This window comes from Methanosarcina mazei S-6 (assembly GCF_000970205.1).
Classification (GTDB): Archaea; Halobacteriota; Methanosarcinia; order Methanosarcinales; family Methanosarcinaceae; genus Methanosarcina; species Methanosarcina mazei.
The window spans coordinates 1,228,986-1,254,761 of sequence record NZ_CP009512.1; the positions used below are offsets into that span (position 1 = coordinate 1,228,986).

Here is a 25,776-nt window from a genome sequence, read left to right on the forward strand (position 1 = left end):
TCTATTTTAACTTTTATTTTTCACCTTTATTCTTATCTTTTTTATTAACTTTGTTTCTTTTCAATCTCCGGTTTCACTCCTAATTTCTTCGTTTTTCCGGTGTACAGTAAAAGTGTGTAAATTTAACGATACTGTTAAATAGTTAAGTCTCTATCCTTTTACATCTAAATTTTTTTGACGGTGTTCTGATGGCTGAGAAAATTAAATTAACGGAACTGGTTTTCCTGTCTGAAAAAAGGAAGAAACTTCTTCTTTTTCTTAAAGATAAGCCGAGGACCATGGCTGAAATTCAGGAACACCTTTCTTCAGTCCCTGTTTCAATCCTTCCCCAGGTCAAGAAGTTAAAAGAAGGCAAGCTTGTAGTACAGAAAGGGCATGCCTACGAGCTCACTTTATTGGGGATGATAATCGCTGATAAAATGCCTCCATTTCTGGATACCCTGGACGTTCTGGAACAGAATTTCGATTACTGGGCAAAAAGGGACCTTGAAGGGATACCTCCTTTTTTAAGCAAAAGAATTTTTGAACTGAAGGGCTGTAAACTCATCGTTCCGGACGTAAGCCATATGTTCGAGCTCAGTCCTGAATTTGTAGATAGGCTTCACATATCCACACATATTCTGGGTTTTTCTTCTTATTTTCACCCTTCATTTACCACACTCTACCCTGAAATTGCAAAAAAAGGAGTAGAGATCTCTTTAATACTTGCGGACCCTGTGATTCAGAGGTTCAAAAAGGATTATGGGGAAGAGTTGCTTACCCTTATGAATTTCGAAAACGTCAGTATATTTGCCTTCCACGGGGACGCCAGGATTGCAGATTTCACAGTAACGGACACGTTTTTCCTGATTACTCTTTTTTCCAGGGATAAATATTTTGAACACGAAAGCCTGATGAGCATTGAACCTGAAGCCCTTAAATGGGGCACCGACCTTTTCTCACATATGCTGAAAGAAGCAACCCGGGCAACGGATGTTCAGGTCTTATGAACCGGAGTTTTAAATGTATTTTTTACTCCTGTAAATCATTTTCCTCGGTTTTCTGTCAATAACCTTCCCTGTTTTTTCTTTCCTGTTTTTCCTTTCCTGCTTTTTTACTCGCTTTTTCATCGATTTTCTTTTTTCTTCTTTCCGAAAACTTTTCTTATCAGTTTTCCTATTAATTTCTCCTGTAGCCTGCCTGCACTTTCTATTTTCTTTCAGGCATAATTTCCTGAAAAAACAAAAAACTACTTTAAATATTTACAGGTTGCCTTTTTTCCAGTCCCCGGTACCTTAGATATTTTTCTACTTTAATTTTCAGGTATGTAAATGCGAATGATAATAGCAATTTCTTTAATGGCAGGCCTGTCAAAACATAATTTCCGGTTCAGGCAAAAAAGGCTATTCGGATGGTCTTAAATCAAAAAGCTTAATATTCAGGATACCAATTCCCATTTAAAATGTTAGCTTATTTATATAAAGAAATATTGGTAATATATTGGTAATATATTGTAAAAGAAAATGCTCTACTCTTTTCAGTAAATCTTAGAGCTTTTCATACCTGGAGTCAGATTAACAGTTACGAGATTTACTTTTCTATAAGGAGCTGGAAAAGTAATGGTTCTAAAAAAAATAAATTAACTCTACTTTAATTTAATGATGGGGTGACCTGATTCGCATCTTGAGGCGTTATTCTCCGGTACGGGACTCGTGCTGCTGGATTTATAATTATGAAGAAAATACTGCTGATAGATTGTAAATAAGGATCTAAAACAGGCTTAAAGTCTTTTGTAAAATCAAGTGGGTATTCAAGGGGGCAGGGGATGTCATCTGAAAAGTAAAAAGTAAACAGGGTGTGTTCATTGAAGCAAATAACGGTGTTAATCGTTTTATTTTTTTTATCTCCTTTACTGGCTGTAGTTGTGGGTTCTGATTTAGGCTCCGCCGCAGATAGTGGAAATGAATCAATCACTGCGGACTTTTCAGCTTCTCCATTAACTGGTGAAGCTCCGCTAACAGTACAGTTTACTGACAGGTCAACAGGCAGTCCTGAAACATGGGAATGGGACTTCGGAGATGGGGGTACATCTAGCGCCAAAAACCCTTCCCATACATATTCCAGGGCTGGAACCTACACCGTGTCTCTTGAAGCGGGTAACGGCGTTTCTTCGGACAGTGAGGTCAAGACGGATTATATTACTATTAAGGAAAAACCTGTGGTCCCCGTTGTAGAAGCCAGCTTCAGTGCTAATACAACTTCAGGCAAAGCGCCTCTCACGGTCAGGTTTACGGACAGCTCAGGCGGAGGGCCGACATCCTGGAAATGGGATTTCGGGGACGGGACCACTTCTGCCACACAGAACCCGGTCCATACTTATTCCGCTGCCGGAAAGTATTCCGTAAACCTCAGAGCAACTAACGGCACTGTCAGTGATGATATCACAAGATCAGACTACATTACTGTTGATGGAAATGGGCCACTGGCCAGCTTTACAGCTTCCCCGCTCGAGGGGCTGGCTCCTCTTGCCGTCCAGTTTACTGACACTTCAACCGGGAGCCCGACAAAATGGGAATGGGACTTTGGGGACGGCGGCAAATCAACCAGTAAAAGCCCTTCCCATACATATTCCGGAGCCGGGAAATATACAGTGAAATTAACAGTAACAAATTCATACGGGTCCGATACGGCTGATTCTTCCGTCAATGCATATTCAATCACTGCCCCTGTAGCTGATTTCTCCGCAAATCCGGTTTCAGGGTCGGTTCCCCTTTCTGTCCAGTTCACTGACATGAGCAGCAACGGTCCCACTGCCTGGGAATGGGATTTCAATTCGGACGGGGCTGTGGATTCGACTGAACAGAACCCCGTTTATGTATACACGTCTGAGGGGGTCTATTCTGTCACACTCAATGCAGTCAACGGCACTGCCACAGGCACTGAGACAAAATCCAGCTTTATTACGGCAGGAAATATGCCAGTGGCTGCTTTTACCGCATCCCCGCAGGAAGGAAATGCTCCTCTTACCGTTCAGTTTAACGACACTTCTTCCGGAAACGTGGATTCCTGGTTCTGGGAGTTTGGGGACGGCAATACTTCAACGGCCAGGAGCCCGTCTTACATTTATTCCAGCGCCGGGAATTATAACGTGAAATTGACCGTAACAAACTCTTTCGGGTCTAACAGCACTGAGGTCCCATCTTCAGTAAAAGTGCTCTCTGATACAGCCCCTTCCCCTGACTTTACATCAAACATTACTTCCGGCAAAGCTCCCCTTACTGTCCAGTTTGAAGACCTTTCCACAGGGGGCCCGACTGCCTGGGAATGGGACTTTAACTCGGACGGTACCATAGATTCAACCGAACAGAGCCCTGTACATGAGTTTGCAGATACGGGGTTCTATACGGTTACTTTGAGGGCAGGCAACGGCACTGCATGGGACAGCATTACCAAGTCCGAATATATTATGGTTGGAGACGGGCTACATGCTTCTTTTACCGTCTCTGCACGGGAAGGGGGTGTCCCTCTGGCTGTTCAGTTTACTGACACTTCAGTGGGTAACATAACCTCCTGGCACTGGGATTTTGGAGACGGCAGCACATCCACCTCTCAGAACCCAAGCCATGAATATACCGAAACCGGAAGTTATTCCGTAACCCTTAATGTCAGTAATGCCTACGGTTATAGCTCTGTCACATGGGCTGATTACATTAAAGCCGGTGAAGAGGAAAAGGTAAGCAGCGGGTCGGGAGGCTCTGGCGGGTCATCTGCCGGCGGCGGCGGTGGTGGTTCTCCCGAGCCTGCAAGCAATGTGGAGGTCAAGGAACTTGCTCAGGAATTCATCACTACAGGAGACCGCATTAAGTTCGAATTTACCAGAAACGCCACTGCTATTGTATATGTGAAGTTTGATTCCAAAAGGACCCTGGGAAAGACCACAACCATGATTGAACAGCTTAAAGGCAGGTCTGTCCTGACCCCAAAAGAACCTCCTGGAAAGGTCTATAAATACCTGAATATCTGGGTGGGGAATGAGGGCATTGCAGCTCCACAGAATATTGCCAATGCCATTATAGGTTTCAGGGTCAGAAGCACTGAAATTTCAAAAAACGAGACAGAGGGGCCTTCAGTTTTTATGTACAGGTATTCGGAAGGAAAATGGAATGCTCTCCCTACACGAAAAATGGGGGAAGATGGGCAGTACATGTATTTTGAGTCCAGAACTCCGGGTTTCTCTCCGTTTGCGATCATAACCGGAAAGAAAGCTATTGAATACAAAGAAAATGAGACCGAAACTGAGGAACCTCTGCCTGAGCTTCTAAAAGATAGCAGGCAGGCTGAAATGCCTGATTCCTGGTCCGTGCCAGCTGCTGAATATAAGGACTGGTCAGGAGTGTCCACAGCCATCAAGGTTATTGTCGGATTCCTGGTAATACTTCTTATAGGAATTGCTGTTACGGAAAAAAAGAAACGTTAATAAAAATCCGGCAAAAATAAAGTAGTTATGAAAATAGCCCATAAATGTAAACCGGGAAAATTCCCGGCTAATAAGCTACTATGTTCAGCTGTTTATTTTCATAATTACTTTATATGAAGCAAGCAATCACAAAATAAGAAATTTCTTTTACCGGGATAGACATGAGTTTCACGCTTAATATAGAAACTGGTTTTTCACCTCAGGAAGTACGTGAGGCTATCCGTTCTGCTCTGGAACATGAAAAACATGTTGCAAAATACAAGATCGATCGATATTCTGCGATCTGTAAGGGTTTCGAGAAAAAGTTCGGGTACGGCTCAGGTGAGCTCAGGGAAAGGTTTGAAGCCGGTGGTATTGGAAAAGATAGTGATTTCTTTGACTGGTATACTGCGAAAAGAGAGCTTGATCACTGGAACCGGAAACTTGAGATCCTTTCCGGGATTTCTTTTTCATAGTGGGCTTAATATCTTTCCAGTGAAGTCAGGCTATGATTTATTCCTGAAGTTTTCTCTCTTTTTCTGAAGTTTTCTCTCTTTTCTGAATTGTTCTTCCCTGTTGGTTGTTGTTCTCTCGCAGGTAAACCGATCTGAAATATATTTCCATCTGGAATATCTGCGCGCACGCAGGATATGCTAATTTTCCGGACCCTGTGCCTTGCAAAACACTTCGAGAAAGTGCCCTGTCACGTATCCTGTAAATTTTAAGGTCAGGGCGTATATCATATGTCTTTTGTTAAAGAGCCTGATCCGGAAAAAATGAGTTATAAATTGTAAACTTTAAGATTATTCTTACGACAAATATGATTGTATTTTTCTTTCTTCTTCACGAAGGTTTATTGAGGGACTGAGGAGTTATCGAGTTCTCATACCCGGATCTGACTTTTATTTCCTTTTTGAGATTTTTCCTGTAACTCTTTGAGTTCTGCAAGAGGGCTGAAGGTGCAGAAAACTGTTTGAAAATTAGAGGGCGTGGTAGACAAATATTTATAATAAGTATAAGTAGTTAATATTGAGATAAAAACATAAAACTTTACAGTGGGGGAAGACATAGTGAAAATTAGAGTAGTTAGTTCAAGGGAAGAAATCTTTACACTAAATCCTAATGAGCGTGTTGTTCACCTGGCCTTCAGGCCTTCGAACAAGGACATTTTTGCACTTGTAGAAACCTGCCCGAAAATTGAGGTAATTCAGCTGCCGAAATCTTACAGGCGCACGGTCTCGAAGTCTATAGAAATGTTCCTTGAAATGCAGAGAATCCAGCTTATCGAAGGGGATGTCTGGGGCCACAGGAAAGACATTAATGAATATTACAGCATTCCATCATCTGTGATCGAAAAGATCAGAGAACTGAAGATGGAGGGCACGCCTGCTGAGAGGATAGAAGAAAAGGTTGCAAGGGAAAGCAAGCTTAACCCTGAAATGGTTGCTTATATCCTGACCAAGGAAGCTTCTGCCTGAGAACCCTGAAAATAAGGAATTTTCCAGTAAGGTATTTTTCCTTTCGTTCTTATGTACAACAGGATAATATTGAAAGACTAAACATCTTTCAAATATCCTTATTTGTTCTCCAGTCCCGGATTCAGTTTTTAGTTTAAGGAGCCTGGAAACTACTCCCGTAAACCGGGCAATAACGACATTTAGCTAGCGGGAGCTACAGAGCCCGAGGATTTTTTTTGGACTGAGCCTGGGGATTATTTTTGCTTGGACTATTTTTGTTTTTTACTTTGGTGTATACTCTTAAAATTCTCGGCTGCAAAATCCTTCTATTTATTCATACCTTTTAAAAACCGTCAGAAGTAAGGTCTGGATTTTTATTGTATCCGGTTTTATAGTTCAGAGTTCTAGCTGGATTATTGCCTTAATCGCATTTTCGCCTTAATTGTATTTTCACCCAATTGAATTTTTATCTTAATTGTATTTTTATCTTAATTGCATTTTCAACTTTAAGAAACTTTAATCTTAAGCTAATTTTTTATCTTTATTGAATTTTTGCCTTAATTGAATTTTTACTTCAATGAAATTTTAAATCTTAACTGATTTTTATCCGATGAAATAGTCAAACAAGGTAATAACTTATATATTTTTGATGGCTGTAATATTTTTAGTCTTATCTTTATCTTTCTAGCTTTAGCAATGATAGGAGACTGAAGGGTGAAACTGGAACTCATAGAGCTGATTTTTCTTTCCGATAAACGAAAACAACTATTGCTTTTTCTCAGAAGCGGGACCAAAAACATGGATGAAATTACGGAAGCTCTTCAGGTAACTTCCACTTCTATCCTTCCCCAGATTAAGAAATTAAAAGATATGTCCCTGGTCTTACAGGAAGACAGGTCATATACTCTCTCTCCTATCGGAAAAGTTCTCGTTGAAAAAATGCAGCCTCTCGTCAGCACTATAGAGCTTTTTGAAGACAATTTCGAGTACTGGTCGGAAAAGGATCTGCAGGCGTTTACCCTCTCTTTTAAGAAAAGGCTTGGAGAGCTCGGTAAGTGTAAACTGATCCAGCCTGACCTCGACCGCATGTTCGAGCTCGACCCTGAAGTTGTTGAAGGACTTTCAAGCTCCGCTTACATCCTTGAAGCCATAGCTTACTTTTATCCGCCTATGATTGCTCTCTGCCAGGAGCTGGCAAAAAAAGGGGTTGAATTTTCATTCCTGATGTCTGAATCCGTCTATGAACGGTATTATACTGATTATATTGAAGATCTCAGGGATATGCTGGCTCTTAAAAACGTAAAATTTTTCCGATATTCGGGCGAGCTGAAAATTGCAAGCCTTACAGTTACCGACAAATTTTTTATGCTTTCACTCTTCCCTAAAAACCAGAGGCATTTTGACAGGGAGAGCCTTATATGCCACGAGCCTGCCGCGCTGAGTCTGGGGACAGAACTTTTCAATGAACTGCTGCTTGATTCAACGCAAATTACTGAAGTCCCTCATAAGTAACAAAAATCTGTGGAAGCAGAAAAAATAAGATGCCACCAGATGCCCTTTATATCAACTATTTTTGAGCTCTGGATGGTCTTCTTCCGGTTAACAGGATTCCGTTATTATGCCGGAATCTCCTGAATAGGATTCTTTTGACCGTTATTGCGTTTTTTTACTTCTCTGCTTTATTTTTTCGGCAATATCTACTCCAAGCCTCTTGCATTCCTGAAGGTCCTTGTCCGTGGGCTTGTGAAGGATCCTGAGTACGGGGTCTATAACGGTCATCCCCAGTTCCCTCATCTTTTCTGCTATCATTATGGGCGCTTCCCCGCTCCACCCGTAAGACCCGAAAGCAGCTCCCAGCTTGCCCTGCGGGTTGATGGAAACAAGGGTCTCATTCATAAATTTCTCCATGGGCAGCAGCATCTTGTAGTAAAAAGTCGAAGAACCAACCGCAATCGCTTCAGCTTCTTTGAGTTCTTCAGGCTTTACATCATAGAAACTGACGACCTTTACGTCCACATTCTTTGACTCTATCCCGTTCCCTATTGCTTCAGCCATATCCTTTGTATTCCCTGAGGTACTCAGATAAACTACTATTGCTTTCAACCTCTCTCCTCCTCTAGCAATAAATTATGATACCAGTGCAGTTCCGGACAAGGAGAGCAAAAACCGGCACTTGCGTATCTAAAGCTCAGAGATGGAAGGTACAACCCTGGCTTTCTCGCTCCCCAATTCGACATTATTTATAAAATTTGTTTTAAATAAGGATTTCGTCATCTTAATAAGGTTCAGTTTTCGCTGGAGGTTATCATATAAAGTCTGCCTCTATCCGTATAGGGGCTATATAGTTTACAACCTGCAGGGCGATGCTTTCAAGGAAATTGCGGACATTATGCGGAATCCTGTCCACAGTATGGGAGGCAAAATTCAGGCTGCCTATTACCTCGCCCCTGTGTTTCATAGGGATTACTGCGACTGCAGTGATCTTTTCTTTCCTTAACATGCCTGCCATCTCTTCCGCAAAAAAGCTCAGTTTATATACCGGCTTCTCAGTCCAGACCTGCTTTGCTTCCGGAGAGTCCGCCCTGTATGCATAAATTTTTTCTACAAAGTCAGAAGAAAGCCCCCTGTGTGCTACTAGGTTGATCTGGTCAAGAAGCTCGTCTTTAAGATATATGCCCCCTGCATCTATCTCCCTTATCTTCAGGCAGGAATCAAGAATAAGGTTAAGCATAGCCTGGAGGTTCCAGGTGCTGCTCAGGGCTATGCTGAGTTCTCTCTGAATCTCTAGCATTTCCCGGGCTTCTTTTCTCTCCGTGACGTCAACGACTATTCCTTGGAAGTGAGTAACAGTGTTTTTATTGTCCCGCTGGATGTATGTCCTTTCTTCAACCCAGCGAACATTTCTGTCTCCTGTAAGAATCCGGTATTCCATTTCAAAAGAGTCTAACTCTTCCCTGACAGCGCGTGCAAGGCTTTCAAAGACCGAATTGATATCTTCTTTGTAAATTATATCTCCATAGAGGATCTTTCCCGAAGTGAAGTCTTCCACACTGTATCCAAACTGTGTTATATTTTCCGAAACGAACTCCACAGGCCAGTTTTCCGTATTCTTCCAGAGAAAAGCTACTGCTGAACTTTTATTGACTATCGTTTTCAGAAGCTTCTGCATTTCCAGGGATTTTCTCAGAGCTTCTTCAATTTTTTTCCTGGGGGTTATATCCAGCACTATTCCCTGAAAGCAGGTAACACTCCCGTTTCCGTCCCTCTGAATGAAAGTCTTCTCGTTAACCCAGCGAAGGTCTCCGGCTTTTGTTAAAATTCTGTATTCGGAATTGAAGCTTACTTCCCCTTTCTGGATATGCCTCTCAAGCTCTCCTTCAACCCTTTTCAGGTCATCGGGATGTATTATTTTCCCGTAAAGGATACCCTGCGATATGAAATCGCTGGCTGTGTATCCGAACTGTACAATATTATCAGAGACAAAAGTTGCAGGCCAGTATTTTTCATTTTTCCAGAGGAAGACCACTGCAGGACTGTTGTTGATTACCGCAGTTAGCACTTTCTGCATTTCCAGGGCTTTTTTCAGTTTTTCTTCACTTCTTTTCCTCTCTGTGATATCGAGTACAACACCCTGAAAGTGGGTTACTTTTCCTTCCTGGTCTCTTTCAATAAAGCTCCTTTCATTCACCCAGCGTATTTTCCCGGCTTTTGAAAAAATCCTGTACTCCATGCTGAAGTCCGGAGCTCCCATCAGAATCCTTTTTTGAAGCTCCTCACCAACTTTATTCAGGTCTTCGGGGTATATGATGTCTCCGTACAGTACCCTGCCCGAGATAAAATCCTCCACGGTATATCCGAAGTTCACCACATTTTCGGAAACAAACTCTGCAGGCCATTTTTCCTCGTTTTTCCAGAGAAATACCACTACCTGACTGTTATTGATTATCGTTTTCAGAGCCTCTTCCCTCTCCAGGGCTGCATGGAAGGCTTTCCCCCTTTCGCCGCCTGCAACATCTGCTGAATCGGGATACCTGTTCTTTTTTTCTTCATATCCTGCATTCTTATCGTTCATCTTCTTCCAGCCGCCTGGCAAAGAGGTTCTAAATGATTTACTTACAGATGTTTTCAAAGCAGCAGACTGCCTGACTGCAAATCCGCATGTGTCCTGATTCACAGGTTTGCATGTCTGCAGGTCAGCTCCTGGTTTCCTATTCGCCTTTTTTATATAATTTGGTTTTTATCAAATATCAGTTTTTTTGGTTCTGGAATTTCCTCAAGTCTGGCTGCATTCTGCGAATTAGATAAATATTTATATCAAAATAGCCGGGCTTCTTCAACGCTGCCTTTTCTTTCTGTATTTCTTTTTGGCATCTATGGAATCTTATTTATAGTATAAAAAAGGTAATAAGATTCCGTATTCCGTGTATGTCCCGGAAAACTGTGGATTCGCTCAATCTTTCATGAACCCTTTACGAACCCCATCAGGAGAATAGCAATATTCTATCCGGATACTTGCCGACCAAAAGCGGAACCAACAGGATTTCAGGAAATGCCCGGAGTGCAGTAAAAACTGCAAACATGGAATACAAAAAATGGCAAAAAATCTGAAAAATGGCAAAAAATAAAAAAATGGATAAAGTCAAAAAAGGCTAGAGCAAAAATAGTCCAAAAACCTAAAACCTCCATAAAAGGATCTGCAGTAAGGTTTTGAGGGATACCTTACTGTGATCCTTTTATTTCAAAATCATTTGTCCGATTGGATTAATGAGTTATATTTTTCATTAGTTATATTCTTCATTAGTTATATTTTTCATTAGTTATATTCTTCATTAGTTATATTTTTCATTAGTTATATTCCTGCTCTTAGCTATTCTTTTTACTATTTATATGCTGAGTTTTTTCCTGTAATCAGGGAAAAAAAGTCTAATCTCCTCTGAACAAAAGTTTGTGAAAAAAAAGCCATATTTTTAAAAACATGATAAAAAACATACATGTGAAAAATAAACTCGGTGAACGGGTACAGCCCCTGGTGGCTAGATGTTGTGGCGGGTGTTGGTGTGATCTTGTAAATGTGTAGTTAGGGGCAGGCCCGTTCACTATGCTAAAATCAACATCAATGACTGGCTATATAAATATTTGGATATTATTATATTTAATTTCCGTTTTGTGATAGTAAATCTCCATTTTGAGGCTTTAACAGGGGTAATTTTTCCAGATTTTGTCCTTTTTATGTCCTTTTATTGTTAAACCAGAACGTTGCAACAGGAGGTCTTATCCCAGCGACACACTGTTTAATTTTTATCCCGTTTTATAACTTTCAGGTAACTCTCTCAGCCTCTTTGCAGTTTTTCTTCCCCAAGCTGTTTATACTATGAAGTTTTTTCCTATCTATACATTATCTATCTGTACATTATAATGGATTACGTTCATACTTTTCAGTGTCAAGATAACAAAGAGAGACTAACAGGAGATTCATTATGAGAAGTGCCATTATCAAAGAGGGGCCCGAACGTGCCGCAAACCGTTCCCTTCTGAAGGCAACAGGGGTCACGGACGCGGAAATGAAGAGGCCGTTCATAGCGGTTGTCAATTCCTGGAACGATATAATTCCTGGTCACATTCATCTGAACAAACTTGCTGAAGCTGTAAAGGCAGGAATCAGGAACGCCGGGGGAGTTCCTTTCGAGTTCCACACCATAGGGGTCTGCGACGGGATTGCAATGGGGCACGAGGGTATGAAATATTCTCTCCCAAGCAGGGAGGTTATAGAGGACACTATCGAGCTGATGGTCAGAGCCCACCAGTTTGACGGCATGGTTCTTATCCCCACATGTGACAAAATCGTCCCCGGGCACCTTATGGCAGCAGGCAGGCTTGACATTCCTGCAATCGTTGTAACAGGAGGGCCTATGCTCCCCGGATATGTGGACGACAAATATACTGACCTTATTTCAGTCTTTGAAGGTGTCGGCGCCTTCAGGGCAGGCAAACTTTCCGAAGCTGAGCTTGAAAGGCTTGAAAACCTTTCCTGTGCAGGAGCAGGATCCTGTGCCGGGATGTTCACTGCAAACACAATGGCATGTATGACCGAAGCCCTCGGATTGAGTCTGCCAGGGTGTGCAACTGCACATGCCGTTGACGCAAAAAAAGTTCGCATCGCCAAGGAATCCGGAGAGCGCATTGTTGAGCTTGTAAAACAGAACATAACGCCAAGGAAGATCGTCACTTACAAATCCTTTGAAAATGCCATAATGGTCGACATGGCAGTGGGAGGGAGCACAAATACAACCCTTCACCTTCCTGCCCTTGCCCATGAATTCGGGCTTGAATTGCCTCTTGAAGCCTTTGACGAACTGAGCAGGAAAACGCCCCACCTTATTTCTCTGAGGCCCGGAGGTCCCAATTTCATGCTCCATTTCGACAGGGCAGGCGGGGTCGAAGCAGTTATGCAGAGGCTTTCTTCCAAACTCCACCTTGACCAGCTTACGGTTAACGGCAAAACCATCGGAGAAAACATCAGCGAGCTTGAAATAATCAATCCGAAACTGAATGAAGAGATCATTAAAACTCTGGAAAACCCAATTCATGCAGAAGGAGGAATTGCAGTTCTCAAAGGCAGCCTCGCTCCCGATGGCTCGGTTGTAAAACAGGCTGCAGTTGACCCGAAAATGCGCGTACATACAGGACCTGCAAAAGTTTATGATTGTGAAGAAGACGCCATGAAGAGCATTCTTGCAGGAGAGGTTAAACCGGGAGATATTGTCGTCATCCGTTACGAAGGCCCCAAAGGCGGTCCGGGAATGAGGGAAATGCTCGCAGCCACAGCCGCAATCGCAGGTATGGGCCTGCTGGAATCCGTAGCTCTGGTGACTGATGGGAGGTTCTCCGGAGGCACAAGGGGACCATGCATAGGGCACGTTTCTCCTGAAGCCAGTGAAGGAGGTCCTATAGGTCTTGTAAAGGACGGAGACCTTATCGAAATCAATATTCCGGAAAGGATATTGAACCTGAAAGTCTCTGAAGAAGAGCTTGAAAAGCGCAGGTCTGTCTTTAATCCACCTGAAAAGAAAGTCACAGGTTACCTTGCAAGGTACCAGCGTGCCGTCCATTCCGCAAACACGGGCGGGATAGTGGACTGACTTTTCAATACTGCGTTTTCAGGGAGGTAAAAACCTCCTTTTTCTCTTTTTAATTTAGCCCTCCTTTTTTTAAATAAAGGCAGTCAATTTCAGGTAGCCCGTTTCAGGCAGTTATTTCTGGACTCTTTGTTTTCCTTACTTTTTATTTACAGGGTCTTAATCTGTCAGTTTTCTAATCAGGGGGTACTATTTGCAGAGTTAAATATGTCTTCTGGAAACGTTTATAGTGCCCAAGGACCATCTTTTATATTGGTTTTTAATTCAAATCCAATCGTGCAATCGTTTTATTGAAAATATACTGAGAAATTCGGGAGGACGAGATTCTGGAAGTAGAGGGGTTGTGTTCAATCTGCGGGCGCCCTGCTAAGCTTCATACATGCCATTTATGCGGAAGGCCTGTATGCAGCCAGTGCATGGATCATAAAAAAGGCGTCTGTATCAAATGTGCAGGCGGAAGGGAAGGTTCTTCACCTGTCTCTGAAGACCGCGAATTCAAATAAATCCGTAACTATCTGAAAGCCAGAAATAAAGTATCAATTAAGCGAATCAAATAAGAGCAGGATTTTTGAAGGAAATAAACAGGGTTTTAAAGCTTTCTCTGGCTTCAGTAGTTCCGATTTGTTATAGTTCCGAATGACAACTTTCATTCGTTTACAATTTTTCCTTAATAGTTCATGAAAAATGTTTTCATCTCATCGATTCTGATTTCATTTTTTATATAATGTTCTAAAAACTTCAGTATTTTAAAGTCCTGAAGTAAAATTTGTGCATAGTTTCCACTAACTAATTTTATGATTTTTTTGGTTATATTTAAAAATTTATAAATCTCTTAATCGAGCGCGAAGCGCTCGCCTTCTTTCTTTATTATATCTGGTTAAGCACTCAAGAAATGACCTGACTGTAATATTGGATAATGAATTAACTCCTTCTTTTACTGCCTTAATAATGTCTTGATTTATTACTGATTTCATTTGGTATGCTGTAATGTCAAGAACTGACTTTAATACATTCAAAATATTATACATGATACATTGAACTACAAAAAATAGTGTCCTTGCAACAGGTGATTTAGAACATGTTCGTATCTTAAAATCCTTTTTTACTCTATACCCTGTTTCTATATTCCATCTCTTCCTGTATTCTTCAGGTATTTGCTTTACAAATGTGTCTATTGAACTCACTTTTTTATTTGTTGCAAATATACTGTATTCTTTTTCTTTATCCCACACTGCTACAATGTTAAAAGTTTGTTCTTCTCCTTGAAACTTATATTCAAAAACCGTAGAAGTATCTCTATTTTCTTTTCTATGCCTTTCAAGCATCTCCTTAATTCTTTTGTTTGATTTAGCTGCAATTACGAAATCGACTTTGTATTTCTCCATCTTTGAGATAACTTTTCTGTTAAAAAATTCTCTATCCATGTATACTGTTCCCACTTTTACTCCCATTTTTTCAACCCTTTCAAACAATGATTCCATAAGAATTGAATAATCTTTGCTTAATCCGTTGATGTCAATAACATCAAGTGTTAGCTTAGAATTCCCAATTACATCTAAGGTGCAGAAAGAATATCCCCATGAAGTTCCATTCTTTGGTTTGATTCCCCTTACACAGAGAGTGTCTCTGCATCCATAATATTCAACGTCATGAAAGTCAATAGCGATGTCATGAACATTGTTTTTAAGCTTCATCATCCTAAAAATTTCATTATTTATTTTTCGGAAAGAAGAGAGGATATATTCAATAGAATTGGATTTTATGTAATTGAAAATAGTATCAGCTGAAGGTATTCTTGTGTTTGGAACTTTTGATTTGAGATCATTACTTGCAGATTCAAGAGAATCAGTAGAAGATGTTGCCGCATGAAGTAAAACGTTAAGAAACTCTTGATAGCTGTAGTTTGCTCCATCGGGTAAAGTTATTATATCAACGATGCTAAAGAATTCAGAAGACAAAGCCAGTAAACTGGCTGTGTCTACATCAGACATGGAGTCGTTTTTTGGAGTCATAGCAAACGACTTCATAGTCTTCAATACTTTTTTTGATTATACCTTCAATTGTAAAAAACAGGTTTCGGAACTAAGGATATTCGGAACTACTGGGCTTATGTTAGCTCACCAGCCGTGAATCTCTCCTTCTGGCTCTTCCTCATCGCGGTAAAAACGAAATTCTTTTTTATCGGGATCTTCTACGAATACAAACTTTTCTTCAATTCCCACTTTTGCGAATGCAAGAGCATCATCTCCGTTCCTTATAGCCGGCAGTATATCCACATCCACATGGTCCTGGATGCTGCTCTCCGGAAGAAAAGCCGTAATAATAAACCAGTCAATACCGCCCGTGTAACTGCTGCTTACATACCGGCTTTTGTCTGGCTGAATCTTCGTAGCCTTCTGATGCATTTCGCTCCCGTCAGCCCTGTAAGCCACAAACCGAATTGTGTGCTTTGTTTTATTTTTAATTATAGCCATTACCCCGCTCCCTTTACTGATCCGGTGATATTTTTCCATTTTAAGGAATTTATATATTGAATCTACTTCCTGGAAGTAAATACTTTTTGATTCAAAGTTTTTATAAGTTGTTGGCCTCCCGAGTCCCGTCTCGCCCGAGTGCCGCCTCGCCCGAATTGCGCCTCGGGAATACGCGGTCCTTTTCACTCGCTTCGCTCGCTCAAGAGGACTAGTTTCCGGGTTTTTTCTCTAAGCTGAATTCAGGAGGACTAATCTATGATAAATAAAGGCGAGCTTACTCAAAGGGTAGCAAAAAAAGAGTATTTACGATTAATTTTGACCAGTGAATCCTTATCTGCCATGCCAGACTGTTCTCTACCTTTTTATATTCGTGCTTTTTTACTTTCCGGCAGCCCTCCGGACAAGTTTATGGAGTCAATTTATTTGTTCTGCGGACTAAAGACGGTTTCCCGGGAAAAGAAACTTATTTTCACTCAGGATTCCAGGCTTCGATTCAGGGGCGGATTAAACTGCGTTCTGGATATCAATCCGTATTTTAATAAATTAAACGAGAAAGTTAATAGGGTGCCTTTCTACTGGCTCTATATCAAGGTCGGCTACGGCTTCGGCAATCATAATATCACTCATTGCAGCCATGGGGAAAACGTATTCTGCATATTCTATAGGGCCGTAGAGGATGAAATCTCCGGCTGCAGCCTGCTGGAGGCAGGTAGAGCCTATGTCGCAGATCTTATACAGGACAGGGTCTTTTTCTTTCTGGCGGTTCAGCCAATTCCAGGCCGAGGGGGCGTTATGGATTCCTGAGCCTGTGGGATGGCCCCATTTTGCTTTTGCGGCAATCGTCATTCTGAGGGCTATTCCGGCTCCGTTTCCCATGGGAGTTATGCTCGGGTCTATAAGTTTGTTTACTATCCCGCACCTATCTGCAATTGAGAGAAGGCCTTCTTCTAACAGTCCTGCACCTGTCTCGAGCATTTCCATTCTGCCCTGAAGGGAGGAGTCTTTGGCATTGAAGCCCAGGATAATGGAACTGTCTATGTCGGATTGTTCAAGGGCTTTCATTTCCGATGTGTTTATGCTCATATTTATGGAGTTATATACTGCCCTGTCCGCAAGCCCGATCTCACTCACGTATCCGGCAGCATGCGCACGTACAGGCCCTTCGGGAGAATCTATGAGAAAAGGAGAATCCGAAACCTCTGCAATAAAATCAATATAACGCGTGATACTCTCTGCGGTTGTGCCAAAGATGTGAACCATATGAGGGTTTCCGGTAGTATCCGAACCCGACTCCTGTAGATTTACGAGTTTTTCGGCAGCATCCCTGTCAAAAAGACCTTTTGCGGCGTCTTCGACAATCTCGTGCCTGTTGTAAAATATGGTCCCTGCAAGTACGGTAGGGAGTTCTCCAGGTTGTCCGCCCACTTTTATTCCTGCAATATTGGCAATTTCCTGCTCTTTCTGGAACTTAAACATTTTTGCACCCTCGAAATCCACGTTTATAAAAAATAAAAAATCATTGAAGTTTTAAATTCATTAAGGCTTATCATTGAAGTTCTAAATTTATTGACGTTTAAAATTTATTGAGATTTAGAATTCATCTTTATTGACCCGGGACTTCTCTTTATCCATTATTTTTTCAAAAGATCAGAGGCTTTCCGCAGTATAGATTATTCCTGCTTTTGAATCCATTACGAATTCCCCTGAAATTATTACATCTCCTGAAGTGGGGACTGCAAAAGAAGTCTGCCTTTTTTTAGGAGCGCAGACGAGCATGGGCTCTTCAGGGTACGCTTCTCCTTTATCCCTGTAGTCCTCAACAATCCTCCTGATCTCTTCAGGGTCATTCAGCCCAATTCTATTGAGAACTGTAACCTGCTGCTGGAAGCGTTCGACTGCAGTTCCGGATATGTTTTCTATAAAGGGAATTGCTCCCTGTGAACCGGTAATCCTGCCCTGTTCATCAATTCCGTTTGCATGGATTGCGAGGAGAGAATGCCCTGCCAGGTGGCCTCTTGACTCGGTTCCGCAGACCAGGACGTACCTGATATTGGAGTTTGAAATTACATTTACTATTATCTTTTCTACTCCCAGGTTTTCGGTTTTTGAACTGCCCCAGATAGCAGCATCAGGGCAGGCATCAAGGTGGCTTGCAAGAGTTACCACTGCAATTCTTGAATCGGGTTTTCCTGTAACATAGTCCCCTTTTACTGGGGGCCAGTTTTCTGCGATAAGCTTCAGTGAATCACCTTTTTTCTTTCCTTGTTCAGGTGGGACAGCGCACTTGCGAGCATAATGGCTTTTGTAAAATGCCCGCCGACCCTTGATGTGTCCACAAATACGTAATCGTCCATCAGAACAGGCGCTCCGAGCCCGTCACCTCCACCAAGGAAGGCAACTGTCCTGAAAATGAGGTTGCCCGATATTCCGTCAGGAGCGATGATGAAGTTAGATTCCTTTACGGCATCTTCAATAAGGATTGTGTAGTGTTTGGTGTTAATTCCAAGCTCCAGGGCTCTCCCTGTTATAAATTCCCCGTCTGCGAGAGTCCTGTCCACACGTCTGTCCCTTCCTATATCTCCCATCCTTCCTCCGGAAAGGACTCCTACGGCAGGCTCGACTCCCAGCCTCCTGATGTGCTCTGCGCCAAGCGTGATCATTCGAAGCTTGTCCGAAATCGTGTTTCCTTCATCTATTCCGACAGGAGCGAGGAAAAAGGGTGTCCCGTCTGCTGTCAGGAGAAGGGCAAGCCTGCAAATCCTTTTCATTCCAAGGGCTTTTTTAAGGCTTGAAAGGGTTCCTGATGCTTTTGCAGTGCCTCTTATTACTGCATCAACCTTTCTTGAAACCAGGAGGTCTGAAAGGACTTTTTCGGGGTCCTCGGTATCTATAACCTCAAGCCCGGTTCCTATTTTATCGATTTCCTTTTTACTTCCTACAAGGACTACCTGTGCATATCCCAGTTCCTGGGCTTTCCATGCACTCTCAAGAGTCTTGTGATTGGGGTCTCTTATTCCCATAGCCACTCTTGCTCTGTTCGCCCGGGCTCGTGCTTCGATAGCTTCAAGGAGGGCATACATGCCGTTCTTTTCCATATCTATCCAGCTTTTATTTAATGCTTAAGTAGTTCAAAGAAAAACAAACACACATATTAATTAATTTTGCCCCTCCCGAGTTCCGTCTCGCCCGAGTTCCGTCTCGCCCGAGTTCCGTCTCGCCCGAGTTCCGTCTCGGGAGGACGGTGTCCTTTTCTCTCGCTTTGCTCGCTCAAGAGGACTAATTTATAGTTGACTTGCTCAGGAGGTCTAATTATAGTTGACTTGCTCAGGAGGTCTAATTATAGTTGACTTGCTCAGGAGGTCTAATTATAGTTGACTTGCTAAGGAGAGCTGGTTTATAGATAGTTGATTTCTTTTAAGTTGGAGGATTGAATTATAAGTTATTTATCCATGAAAGGTTTGAGGAAATTGTAAAACAGGGGGCAGGGGTCATTTTAAAAAAATTAAAACATATAAAGTTAATAATGAGTTCTCTTTTTATTGGTATGGTTTAAGATGATGTCGGCAATTGAATGGGCTGAAAAATACCGACCCCGGACCCTTGGAGATGTCGTGGGGAACAGGAAGGCAGTGCAGGATTTGAGAAAGTGGGCTGAGGAATGGCAGTCCGGGATTCCTGAGAAAAGGGCAGTGATTCTTTACGGGCCTGCAGGGATAGGGAAGACTTCAAGCGCTCACGCACTGGCAGGGGATATGGAATGGGAGGTTATAGAGCTCAATGCAAGCGACCAGAGGACTGCAGGTGTTATTGAGAAGATAGCCGGCTCAGCAGCGTCAATGAATACTTTTTTTGGGGGTAAGCGGCTCATTATACTTGATGAAGCTGACAATCTCCACGGGACTGCAGACAGGGGCGGGATGAGGGCCATTTCCGGGATCATAAAATCCACGCTCCAGCCGATAATACTTATTGCAAATGATATTTACGGGTTAACTCCCACAGTCCGGAACATTTGTCTGGAAATTAAGTTTGGGTCCGTGCAGAGCCGGTCCATGGTTCCCGCTTTGAAGAAGGTCTGTGAATCTGAGGGAGTCTCCTGCAGCCAGGAAGCTGTCCTGCAAATTGCAGAAAATGCGGGCGGAGACTTCAGGAGCGCTATCAATGATCTTCAGGCTGCAGCTAACGGGAAGAAGGCTCTCGAAGCTGAAGATATCAGCACTGCAGGCAGAGATGTTAAAGAGAATATCTTTAAGGCGATGCAGAAGATCTTTAAAAGCACTGACTGCAAAAGGGCTCTTGAATCCGCATACGGGCTTGATGAGAGTCCTGAGGATCTTGTGCACTGGATAGACGAGAACCTGCCAATCCAGTACGCGCGGAAGGATGGCGACCTCGAAGATATAAAAACGGGTTTTGGCTACCTTTCAAAGGCTGACATTTATCTCGGGCGCGTGAAGAAACGCCAGAACTACAGGATGTGGAGGTATGCCAGCATGCTCATGGTCTGCGGGGCTGCCCTTTCAAAGACAAGACCGTATCCTGGCTTTATTAAGTACCAGCAGCCTTCACTCTGGAGAAGGCTCGGGCAGACCCGTTCCAGGCGTGATATGCGGGATAATATTGCTTCAAAGATCGGGGAGCACAGCTTTGAGTCGATGCATTATTCCAGGAACAACCTTTTAGGTTTTTATTCAATATTGTTAAAGGATGAGGCGTCTGCTGTTGAACTTACTGCAAACCTCGGGCTTGAGCTTGAAGAACTGATGTACCTTTCAGGAAGCGCAAAGGTCAGCAAAAAACTTCAGAAAATTTACGATGAAGCCCAGAACCTTCTGGAAACGAAAAGGGATAGAACTGAAGAACAGGAATTTTTTAAGGCTCCTGCTCCTGCGGCAGATGATAAACAGGCAACTCTCCACTGTCCGGTTAATATTCCTGAAAAAGAAGGGAACGCTTCAGCCGAAAAACCCGAATCTCCCGGTCCCCAGTCTCCGGAAAGAAAGCAGAAAACCCTTGACCTTGGATTTGACACACCTCAAAAGCTTCCTGAGAAAAAAAGGTCTTCAGAAATGAAATTGCCTGAAAATCCTGAGCCTGCAGAAAATAATCTGTTCTCTCTTTCTGAGCCTCTGCCCGAAAAGGGTCCAATTCCTGACTTCGCAGGGAAAAAGTCCCTTCCTGAACTCGAAGAAGAGAAGCCGTCTCTTTCACCGTTAAAAAAGATGAGTCCGGCCAATAAAGAAGCTTCAAAACAGGGAGTGAAACAGGGAGCATCTGAAAAAGGTTCGCCTGCTGCAGATACGCAGGGAGGCATGGAAGATGGTTCGAAAAAAGCCGAACCTAAAAATCAGAAAACACTTTTTGACTTTTAAAACACTTTTTGAGTCTTAAAACACGCTTTGACTTTTAAAACACTTATTGAGTCTTAATTTCTTTCTTAAATAATAATCAATTCACTCATCCATAATCAACCAATTAATCAACCAACCAATTAATCAACCGATTATAAACCAATTAATCAATTATTTCCCCTGTGGTTCTACAGTCAAGAAAGTGTTTTTCATTTTTTACTTTTCCAAGCCCTGTTAACATCAGAACTAAATTTTCATTGCCAGTGTAAGTATATAAAATATCTATGAGTGTATTATGCAAATTCTCACTTATACAGAAGAGTGTGAGGATTTTTGTGAGCGGAATTACGGGGTTGACTTTTAATGAAAAAGAAGTTGCTGGTGTGTTTGGGAAGTTTGGACTGGAATCCGCTCACAAATATCACTATGCAACTTCCGTTATAAATACTTTTTTAATATATTTAGTATATCCCATCCCTGTTATATTTGCCTGGTCATTTGTCAGATGTTTCCCTGATTTATTTTACAGATTTACCGGAATCGCAAAACATAAATGATTTTTCTGTACTTTTCCGGCTAAAAGTGACTGAGTGGAAGAAGTTATTGCTACAGGGCGGGGTAAGGCTAAGTAAAACTTGAGTAATTGAGGTTGATAAAATTCGGGTAATTAAAGTTGAGAAAAACCCGGTTAACATTAGGAACTAATGAGATAAAACGGGATAGTGTTAAACAAAGTTGAGAAAAAAGCCGTTAGAAAAGTTGTGAGCGGGTTTGGGGAGTTTGGGGAATAGTTGGGGGGAATAGTTGGGGGATATGGGTTTGGGGGTTATACTATGGAAAAGAGACCCGCTCACTTAGCATCAGTAATCATACATCCTATAAATAACTTTCGATTATATTCCACTTAATTTATAATTACAGTCTTATTGTTAAAATTTTATATAACTGTATCTTATGATGGTGTTTTTATAATCTACTTTCCTCCCGGTAAGAAATCCGAACACTCATTCACATTAAAAGAAACATAAATAAGAATTAGTAGTACTGATCATTGATTCTCAAGATGGTTAAAAGAACACGATAAAATTATTTAAAAGGACAGAGAAAATCTTTCAGGCAACAGGCTCAATAAGCTAATATAAAAATTGGTATGAAGATGATATCAATGAAGCTGGTAAGAATTATTATGAAGGTAGTAGACTGAATAAAGCTGATTTAAGAATTAGTATGAGCGGGTTGGGGAGTATGAATTGGGGGTGTTGGGGGGTTGGGGTTATCTTACAAAAGAGAGACCCGCTCACATATTACATCATGCTAATCTCTTATAAATATATTTTGCTTGTATGTATTCTTGCTTAAAAAGTGTTGAAAGATGGCTATTAAATGCAGAACTTTTCACACGCATGCTGTGCTGTATTAATTTCCTGCTTCTTTTCTTCTCCTTGCCAGCCTTTTTATGGCGGTATGTGAAAATTAACTGGTATATAACGATTTCTGATTTGTGCTGATTTTTGACAGTTTTCTCCGAACAAAAGACATATATATAACTAGTGACATGTTGGACTTGCATTTCAAGCGGTTGCCTTTAAGGCTATCATAAAGAATGTTATTAGCAGCAAACTGGGCTCGTGGTCTAGTCGGTTATGACATCGCCTTTACACGGCGGGGATCCTGAGTTCGAATCTCAGCGGGCCCACTTTTATCATTTCTCTTCTGAATCTGGTTTATCAGATTAATAAAGGTTTTTTTTCTCTCTTTTTCAGTCCTTTTTCTGCCGAAACAGGGTAGTTTTCTTATATGAAGGGTCATTAATCTTTATCTTGTCCACAAAAACTTCAGGTTAAATTTTTTCTTTTTCAAACTTAATACTTTATATAATACTGATATCGTTATATAGAAAGGAGAACGATAAAGAATTAGAATCTTTGTTACCTACAAAAAGATACGCTTTAATATATTTTGAAAGCGTTAATCCTTACAAAGATCACTTCAAATCACAGTGGGGGAGGAGTTAGTATTGAAGAGAAGAAGCAGGACAGATATTGCAGTAGATATTTTAAGAGTGGCGATGAACGGGGCAAAGAAAACACATATTGTTTATGAAGTAAATCTGAACTTTAACATTGCTCAGAAGTATCTGGAAATGTTGAAAGAAAAAGAGCTTATCAGGCATGAAAACGGTGTTTTTATAACGACTGATAAGGGAAAAGTTTTCCAGGAAATGGCTAAAGAACTTAAGCTATAAGCATATTTTTTTCTTTAACTTAACTTTTTTTGTAACTATTCAGGTAGCCTTAACGAGGCTACACATTTTTCCTCGTTCCGAGGAAAAATTGGATATAAAATGATTCCTTTTTAGCTTTATGAAACGTGATGAGATTCTTTCTTACTGTGCTTCAAATCCTGAAATTATTGTAGCTTACATTGAGAGTTTAGAATCTCAAGTTAAAGAACTCACTGAAAGACTTGTAGCCTTAGAATCTCGTTTAAATCAAAACAGTCGTAACAGCAGTCGACCTCCTTCTACTGATTATTTTGTCAAAGAGAAACCTAATCCCAAGAGTCTGCGTAAACCAAGCGGGAAGAAACCTGGAGGTCAGGAAGGTCATCCAGGCACGACTCTTGATATGGTTGATCATCCTGAGTAGGTAATAGAACATTCTTTGACCTGCTGCAAAGAATGCGGATCTACCCTTGAGAATGTTGAAGTTGAAGCTTATGAGAGAAGACAGGTCTTTGACATTCCTCCCGTAAATCTAATTGTTACAGAACATAAAAGTCAGATTAAAACCTGTCCTTGTTGTGGAAAGTTGAATAAAGCCGTTTTTCCCGAATCAGTGAAATATCCGGTTCAGTATGGCCCTAATATTTTAGCTTCAGCTATTTACTGTAAAAATTACCAGTTTGTTCCTTATGATAGAATTTCTGAGTTATTTGAAGACATTATGGGAATAAAAATCTGTCCTGCTACGATAATTAGAGCAGAAAGAGAATGTTTCCAGAATTTAGAGGAATTTGAAAACGTTATTAGAGAGAAGTTATTAGCCTCGCCTGTAATCAATTTTGATGAAACTGGTATGAAGATTGAAGGAAAAAGACACTGGCTTCATGTAGCTTCTAATGAAAAATACACATGTTATTTTGCTCATACAAAAAGAGGAGCAGAAGCAATAGATGCTATGGGAATTCTTCCGAAGTTTAAGGGAGTAGCAGTTCATGATGGATGGAAACCTTACAACGTTTATGATTGTGATCATGCTCTGTGTAACGCTCATTTACAGAGAGAACTTACAGGAATTGAAGAGAACTATAAACAGACATGGGCTAAAGAGATGAATGAACTGCTCACTGAGATGAAGAAATACACTGATGAGTGTAAAGAGCAATTAAGAGAACCTGATTTTGAGCAAATTAAAGCATTGGAAGAAAGGTTTGATGCAATTATCATTAGAGCGCTTGAAGAAAATCCGCATTCTCTAAATCCTGAAAAACAGGGAAAACGCGGTAAAAATCCAAAAACAAAATCAAGGAATCTGCTGGATAGGTTTATAGAACACAAAGAAAAGATTCTGAGATTCCTGACAGATTTGAAAGTTCCATTTGATAATAATCAGGCAGAAAGAGATATCAGGATGATGAAACTACAGCAGAAAATATCGGGAACTTTCAGAAAAGCAATGGGAGCGCAAGCTTTCTGCAGAATTAGGGCGTACATTTCTACAGGAAAAAAGAACGGTTTACCTGTTTTAGAGGGTATTCGTGCGGCGCTCATAGGAGCGCCGTTAACTATACTCTGAGCAGTTACCTTTTTTTATTCTTTTTTAATTTTAATTCTTTTTTTGACCAGGTTATCGGCTCAATTTTTCTACTTTTTTCCTTTTCATAAGTACAGTATACAGAGTCCTTAAATTGCCCTTTTTTCTTTTTCAAGATTATATACTTTAAATTATTGTATTTTTTCAGGCTCTGGATCTCTGAATTTTACTTATTCTCTCTTTATTTGTCGAGCTTAATGGTAAAATCTGGCTGAAAATCTGGCTGAAAATCTGGCTGAAAATCAGATCAGATAAATTTCAGGATCAGAAGCAATCCTGCACCCTGGTGATATATGGCAGTTAATTAAAATATCTTTAATTATAATTATATTAGTTCAGTAATACTTTTTCTAAACATTTTTACTTCCCCGTATATATAACCGCTTTTAGAAACATATATATTATGGCGATAAAGGCACTTTTTTTGAACTGCACACTTAAAAAATCGCCACAGATATCGAACACCCATGCTCTGATTGATAAGGCTGTGGCTATTTTTAAAGAACTTGGTGTTGGTAGTGAAGTCATACGGGTTGTTGACTACAATATAGCTTTCGGGGTTTCTTCGGATGAAGGAAACGGGGATGAATGGCCTTTCATACTTGAAAAAATAAAAGATTGCAATATTCTGGTTATAGCTACCCCTATCTGGTTTGGAGTACTTTCTTCTGTAGCCAAAATGGTGATCGAAAGGCTGGATGGGACATATATGGAAGGAGATCCAGAAACCGGGCAGTATCCTTTATACGGAAAGGTTGCAGGGGTCATGGTTACGGGAAATGAAGACGGGGCACATGATGTATGTTCTACCATACTTTACAACCTCACGCACCTCGGATGTACCGTGCCTCCCAATGCGGACTGCTACTGGGTTGGAGATGCAGGTCCGGGTCCCAGCTATATAGAAGCAGGAGGGGAAAGACACCTTTATACTAATCGGACAGCGAGGTACATGGTGCATAACCTTACTTATTTCGCAAAGCTTCTGAAAGAAAACCCTATTCCAACCAGCCTGAAAAAGCTTGATGAGGAGGCAAAAAGAGTAAGTAATAAGGGCTAAAACTGCCCTGAAAGCACCAGATTAATCTTCACTATTTTACAAGTTTTG

General features: G+C 41.2%; 20 protein-coding genes, 1 tRNA gene and 1 pseudogene. 13 read left to right on the forward strand and 9 right to left on the reverse strand.

What is annotated here, in order from left to right; all coding sequences use genetic code 11:
* Window positions 1–188: 188 nt before the first annotated feature.
* The 3 genes from MSMAS_RS05465 (at window position 189) to MSMAS_RS05475 (ending at window position 4,911) form a co-directional block, all read left to right on the forward strand.
* Window positions 189–989 carry a helix-turn-helix transcriptional regulator gene (locus tag MSMAS_RS05465; protein WP_011032220.1) on the forward strand — a complete coding sequence of 267 codons (801 nt, stop codon included), beginning with the start codon at window positions 189–191 and terminating at the stop codon, window positions 987–989.
* 845 nt (window positions 990–1,834) lie between these two features.
* On the forward strand, window positions 1,835–4,456 hold the full coding sequence (locus MSMAS_RS05470) for a PKD domain-containing protein (RefSeq protein ID WP_230633344.1): 2,622 nt from the start codon (window positions 1,835–1,837) through the stop codon (window positions 4,454–4,456).
* A 161-nt stretch (window positions 4,457–4,617) separates the two neighbouring features.
* Window positions 4,618–4,911 carry a hypothetical protein gene (locus tag MSMAS_RS05475; RefSeq protein WP_011032218.1) on the forward strand — a complete coding sequence of 98 codons (294 nt, stop codon included), beginning with the start codon at window positions 4,618–4,620 and terminating at the stop codon, window positions 4,909–4,911.
* Between the two features lie 5 nt (window positions 4,912–4,916).
* Here the strand turns inward: MSMAS_RS05475 and MSMAS_RS18660 are convergent, their stop codons facing one another.
* Window positions 4,917–5,078 carry a hypothetical protein gene (locus MSMAS_RS18660; protein ID WP_155395197.1) on the reverse strand — a complete coding sequence of 54 codons (162 nt, stop codon included), beginning with the start codon at window positions 5,076–5,078 and terminating at the stop codon, window positions 4,917–4,919.
* A 427-nt stretch (window positions 5,079–5,505) separates the two neighbouring features.
* Here MSMAS_RS18660 and MSMAS_RS05480 point away from each other — a divergent pair, with 427 nt between their 5' ends.
* Together MSMAS_RS05480 and MSMAS_RS05485 are read left to right on the forward strand one after the other, a co-directional pair.
* Window positions 5,506–5,913 carry a DUF1699 family protein gene (locus tag MSMAS_RS05480; protein WP_015410979.1) on the forward strand — a complete coding sequence of 136 codons (408 nt, stop codon included), beginning with the start codon at window positions 5,506–5,508 and terminating at the stop codon, window positions 5,911–5,913.
* A gap of 693 nt (window positions 5,914–6,606) precedes the next feature.
* Window positions 6,607–7,404: a helix-turn-helix transcriptional regulator gene (locus MSMAS_RS05485; RefSeq protein ID WP_011032216.1), complete on the forward strand. Its 798-nt coding sequence runs from the start codon at window positions 6,607–6,609 to the stop codon at window positions 7,402–7,404.
* 141 nt (window positions 7,405–7,545) lie between these two features.
* Here the strand turns inward: MSMAS_RS05485 and MSMAS_RS05490 are convergent, their stop codons facing one another.
* Together MSMAS_RS05490 and MSMAS_RS05495 are read right to left on the reverse strand one after the other, a co-directional pair.
* Window positions 7,546–7,995 carry a flavodoxin domain-containing protein gene (locus tag MSMAS_RS05490; protein WP_011032215.1) on the reverse strand — a complete coding sequence of 150 codons (450 nt, stop codon included), beginning with the start codon at window positions 7,993–7,995 and terminating at the stop codon, window positions 7,546–7,548.
* Between the two features lie 202 nt (window positions 7,996–8,197).
* Entirely contained in the window at window positions 8,198–9,964 is a 1,767-nt protein-coding gene (locus MSMAS_RS05495; protein ID WP_048044839.1) for a PAS domain-containing protein, read from the reverse strand.
* A 1,405-nt stretch (window positions 9,965–11,369) separates the two neighbouring features.
* On the opposite strand from MSMAS_RS05495, the gene ilvD reads away from it, so the two are divergent.
* Entirely contained in the window at window positions 11,370–13,031 is a 1,662-nt protein-coding gene (gene ilvD, locus MSMAS_RS05500; protein ID WP_011032213.1) for a dihydroxy-acid dehydratase, read from the forward strand.
* A gap of 338 nt (window positions 13,032–13,369) precedes the next feature.
* Window positions 13,370–13,531 (forward strand): hypothetical protein, encoded by a 162-nt coding sequence (locus MSMAS_RS19170; RefSeq protein WP_015410975.1) that lies wholly within the window; start codon window positions 13,370–13,372, stop codon window positions 13,529–13,531.
* A 318-nt stretch (window positions 13,532–13,849) separates the two neighbouring features.
* On the opposite strand, the gene MSMAS_RS18080 is transcribed toward MSMAS_RS19170, so the two are convergent.
* The 5 genes from MSMAS_RS18080 to mtxX form a co-directional block, all read right to left on the reverse strand.
* On the reverse strand, window positions 13,850–15,055 hold the full coding sequence (locus MSMAS_RS18080; protein ID WP_076611572.1) for an ISH3-like element ISMma1 family transposase: 1,206 nt from the start codon (window positions 15,053–15,055) through the stop codon (window positions 13,850–13,852).
* Between the two features lie 90 nt (window positions 15,056–15,145).
* Window positions 15,146–15,502 carry a hypothetical protein gene (locus MSMAS_RS05510; RefSeq protein WP_137726798.1) on the reverse strand — a complete coding sequence of 119 codons (357 nt, stop codon included), beginning with the start codon at window positions 15,500–15,502 and terminating at the stop codon, window positions 15,146–15,148.
* 543 nt (window positions 15,503–16,045) lie between these two features.
* A complete protein-coding gene (gene mtrH / locus MSMAS_RS05515; protein ID WP_011032210.1) occupies window positions 16,046–16,978 on the reverse strand; it encodes a tetrahydromethanopterin S-methyltransferase subunit H in 933 nt (310 codons plus the stop codon).
* A 171-nt stretch (window positions 16,979–17,149) separates the two neighbouring features.
* Window positions 17,150–17,743: a tetrahydromethanopterin S-methyltransferase subunit A gene (locus MSMAS_RS05520; RefSeq protein WP_080503015.1), complete on the reverse strand. Its 594-nt coding sequence runs from the start codon at window positions 17,741–17,743 to the stop codon at window positions 17,150–17,152.
* The gene (mtxX, locus tag MSMAS_RS05525; RefSeq protein WP_011032208.1) at window positions 17,740–18,597 is read right to left on the reverse strand and encodes a methanogenesis marker protein Mmp4/MtxX; all 858 of its coding nucleotides are present in this window, start codon (window positions 18,595–18,597) and stop codon (window positions 17,740–17,742) included. The genes MSMAS_RS05520 and mtxX overlap by 4 nt, the downstream gene beginning before the upstream one ends.
* Window positions 18,598–19,056: 459 nt before the next feature.
* On the opposite strand from mtxX, the gene MSMAS_RS05530 reads away from it, so the two are divergent.
* From MSMAS_RS05530 to MSMAS_RS05560, 5 genes and pseudogenes are all read left to right on the forward strand, one after another.
* Window positions 19,057–20,874, forward strand: a complete 1,818-nt coding sequence (locus tag MSMAS_RS05530; protein WP_015410972.1) for a replication factor C large subunit — start codon at window positions 19,057–19,059, stop codon at window positions 20,872–20,874.
* Window positions 20,875–21,188: 314 nt separating this feature from the next.
* The gene (locus tag MSMAS_RS05535) at window positions 21,189–21,410 is read left to right on the forward strand and encodes a hypothetical protein (RefSeq protein ID WP_054869674.1); all 222 of its coding nucleotides are present in this window, start codon (window positions 21,189–21,191) and stop codon (window positions 21,408–21,410) included.
* A 1,065-nt stretch (window positions 21,411–22,475) separates the two neighbouring features.
* Window positions 22,476–22,549: transfer RNA gene (locus tag MSMAS_RS05545), tRNA-Val, on the forward strand.
* 303 nt (window positions 22,550–22,852) lie between these two features.
* Window positions 22,853–23,098: a winged helix-turn-helix domain-containing protein gene (locus MSMAS_RS05550; RefSeq protein ID WP_230625035.1), complete on the forward strand. Its 246-nt coding sequence runs from the start codon at window positions 22,853–22,855 to the stop codon at window positions 23,096–23,098.
* Window positions 23,099–23,216: 118 nt separating this feature from the next.
* Window positions 23,217–24,650: pseudogene (locus tag MSMAS_RS05560) on the forward strand (IS66-like element ISMma14 family transposase).
* Window positions 24,651–24,654: 4 nt separating this feature from the next.
* On the opposite strand, the gene MSMAS_RS19720 reads toward MSMAS_RS05560, so the two are convergent.
* Complete coding sequence (locus tag MSMAS_RS19720) at window positions 24,655–24,783, reverse strand: hypothetical protein (protein WP_268988862.1); 129 nt, start codon at window positions 24,781–24,783, stop codon at window positions 24,655–24,657.
* Window positions 24,784–25,071: 288 nt separating this feature from the next.
* Between MSMAS_RS19720 and MSMAS_RS05565 the strand changes: the two genes are divergently transcribed.
* Window positions 25,072–25,728: a flavodoxin family protein gene (locus MSMAS_RS05565; protein ID WP_011032203.1), complete on the forward strand. Its 657-nt coding sequence runs from the start codon at window positions 25,072–25,074 to the stop codon at window positions 25,726–25,728.
* Window positions 25,729–25,776: the final 48 nt, after the last annotated feature.